Genomic DNA, 2,488 nt, shown 5'->3' with positions numbered 1-2,488 from the left:
GGCGCGAGGCCGGCAAGCTGCGCGCCATCGGCAGTTCCTGCGGCTTTCCACTGGTCAGCCTGATCGCCCACCGGCTGGAAGTCTATCTCGGCGGAACCCTGACCCGCCTGACGGATCGGCAGCTTGCCGACGTCACCCGCTTTGCCGATCGTCTGGGCCAGGCGGTTGACCTGGAGGAGCGTCCCAACGTTGCCGATACCAACCAGATCATCCGTGCGCTGCCGGTCCGCTACGAGTTCGACATCACCGACATCGAGGTGCGCGATGTCGAGATCATGCTGGTGACACCCTCGAAGGTGGTGAGCCGGCTGGTCGGCACCGAACTCGCCGCCTGCGGCTTCCGGACCGTGGTGGTCCACGACCCGATCGAGTCGATCGCGCTGGCGGTGCGGATGCCGCCGAACATGATCATCGCCTCGGCCGTGATGGACGGCCTGGGCGGCCTTGACCTGCTGCGCGGTCTGAAGGCCATGACCCCAACCCAGGCCGTGCCGATGGCGCTGCTGACCAGCCTCGACACCGCGGTCGCGGAGGTTCCGGACGGCATCGCGCTGATCCGGGTCGGGAGCCAGTTCGGCGACGACTTTGCCGCCGTCATCACGAAGTTCAACCTGGGCTGACCATCAAGGCTTGAGCAACAGGATCGACCACACCGGCCTCAAGTCTCTCGATCCGGATACACGGCGGGAGAAGATTGCCTGTGTTGTCGATCCTAACACCTGTGCGTCGGCTGGTCAGGCAAATGTCAGGTCACGACACAAGGCCGTTGCCCAGCAGAAAGCGCGTTACGAAGAAGGCCGCAATCCCGAGTAGCACCGAAACACCCAGCAGTGCCCAAACGCCGAGGTTCGATGTCTCGCGCCGGGAGCCGGCCTGTTCGAAGACGGTTGTGGTTACCGTCCGGTTTGCCGAAGGATCGGTGAACAGCTGCTCCACCCTGACGCGCTCGAACCGCCTGCTGGCAAGCGCGTCCCTGGCCTGGGCCATGGCTTCGTCCAGAGCGCTGCTCGGCTTGCTGGCTGTCCAGGTGCCGCCTCGCATCATCGACGCTCGATAGGCAATACTGCGCTTTTCAGCGGGTTTGCCGGTCATGGCTCGACCGGGACAAAGGGATCAGCGACAGGGTGTAGGGTGCGGGTCATGACTCTTCTTCTGGAACTCCGCCGTTGTTGGCTGGCGGAAAAAGCGTCCCCCAGGATGGCGAGAATTCCGTTAAAATCAGGATAATGAAAAAGTCTGGTGCCTTGCCGAGCGACGCAGCAGCTCCGGCAGCCACCGGTCAGGAAGCCTCAGCCAAACCGGCGGCAGCCACACTGAAATTTAATCAATCTTGTATTATCAGGAAGATTATCGGGAACTCGCCGTTCGGAAGTCAGAAGCCCTGCCATGCCGACAGAAACACGCCAGCTGGTTTTTTCAAACGAAGAATTGGTCGCAGCGCTGACGTCGCACAACCGCATGGCGGTCGACAAGCTGTTCGTTGGCCGGATTATCGGCTGCAGCGTGCTGCCCGAGGAAGCGCTGACGGTGCGGCTCACGATCCGCCACGAAACAACGAACAACGACTACGACATGATCTTCGGCGCCGACGTGATCGGAGCGGCACTGATCCGCTACTGTCTCGAGATCAACATCCCGCTGCCCCGCCGGGCACAAAAGCGATTCGGCGTGGTCGACGGTCATGCGGCGATCAGCATGTGTTTTGACGTGCATCCATGAAGTACGCCCAGAAGCTCCGGAATGGCCTAATGGATCCGCTGGGTGAGGATGAGAGTAAAAGTCACCAGTGACACTTACTCATTTACCGACTTTTAGCCAAATCGGCCGATTGTCAAAGCTCCATCCATTGTCATCCGCACGACAATGTTCGCAACTCGGCCGCTCTCCCGACCTGTTGGAAGAAAGCAAGTGACGTGGACGATCTTTTACAAGAATTTCTAACCGAGACTGTTGAAAGCCTGAGCCTGCTCGACACCCAACTGGTCCGGCTGGAGCAGAACCCCAACAATCCTGAACTGCTGGGCAACATCTTCCGGCTGGTCCACACGATCAAGGGAACCTGCGGTTTCCTGGGTCTGCCGCGCCTGGAGCATGTCGCTCACGCGTCGGAGAACGTGCTGGGCAAGTTCCGGGATGGTGAGTTGCAGGTTTCCCCCCAGGCTGTCTCGGCCATCCTGGAATCGCTTGATACCATCAAGCTGATCCTGTCGGTGCTGGAAGCGACCGAGGCGGAGCCGCCCGGCGACGACAGCGGCCTGATCGCCCGCCTGAACGCCATCGCCGAAGGGCGCGACGTGCCCGCAGCCGCGCCAGCCGCCCCTGCTGTTCCGGCGCCCGTCGCCTCCAAGCCAGACTTCGTATTCGAGCCGGTACCCGCAGCGCGGGAACCGGCGGCCGCCGTTCCGGTCCCCGCCGCTTCGATCCCCGCGCTGCCGGTCGTCAGCACTCCGGAACCGGAAGTGCCGGCGACGATCGCCGCCAGGGAACC

4 protein-coding genes are annotated in these 2,488 nt (G+C 62.1%); 3 read left to right on the top strand and 1 reads right to left on the bottom strand.

Going from position 1 to position 2,488, the window contains the following annotated elements; all coding sequences use genetic code 11:
* A partial coding sequence (locus N826_RS44605; protein ID WP_044437897.1) for a hypothetical protein occupies nt 1-620 on the top strand: 620 nt, incomplete at its 5' end.
* 130 nt (nt 621-750) lie between these two features.
* Here N826_RS44605 and N826_RS38680 read toward each other — a convergent pair.
* The gene (locus N826_RS38680) at nt 751-1,092 is read right to left on the bottom strand and encodes a hypothetical protein (protein WP_147041359.1); all 342 of its coding nucleotides are present in this window, start codon (nt 1,090-1,092) and stop codon (nt 751-753) included.
* 294 nt (nt 1,093-1,386) lie between these two features.
* Here N826_RS38680 and N826_RS38675 point away from each other — a divergent pair, with 294 nt between their 5' ends.
* Nucleotides 1,387-1,719, top strand: a complete 333-nt coding sequence (locus N826_RS38675) for a hypothetical protein (RefSeq protein WP_044437893.1) — start codon at nt 1,387-1,389, stop codon at nt 1,717-1,719.
* Nucleotides 1,720-1,913: 194 nt separating this feature from the next.
* Nucleotides 1,914-2,488: Hpt domain-containing protein (locus N826_RS38670; RefSeq protein ID WP_044437892.1), on the top strand; the 575-nt coding region annotated here is incomplete at its 3' end.

It is taken from the genome of Skermanella aerolata KACC 11604, assembly GCF_000936425.1.
GTDB lineage: Bacteria > Pseudomonadota > Alphaproteobacteria > Azospirillales > Azospirillaceae > Skermanella > Skermanella aerolata.
The sequence above is the reverse complement of the archived record's forward strand: the minus strand, read 5'-3'. Positions and strand labels throughout refer to the sequence as shown.

Coding starts and splice junctions, on each gene's coding strand:
- N826_RS38680 (WP_147041359.1), bottom strand. CDS start 1,092: ATGACCGGCAAACCCGCTGAAAAGCGCAGTATTGCCTATCGAGCGTCG.
- N826_RS38675 (WP_044437893.1), top strand. CDS start 1,387: ATGCCGACAGAAACACGCCAGCTGGTTTTTTCAAACGAAGAATTGGTC.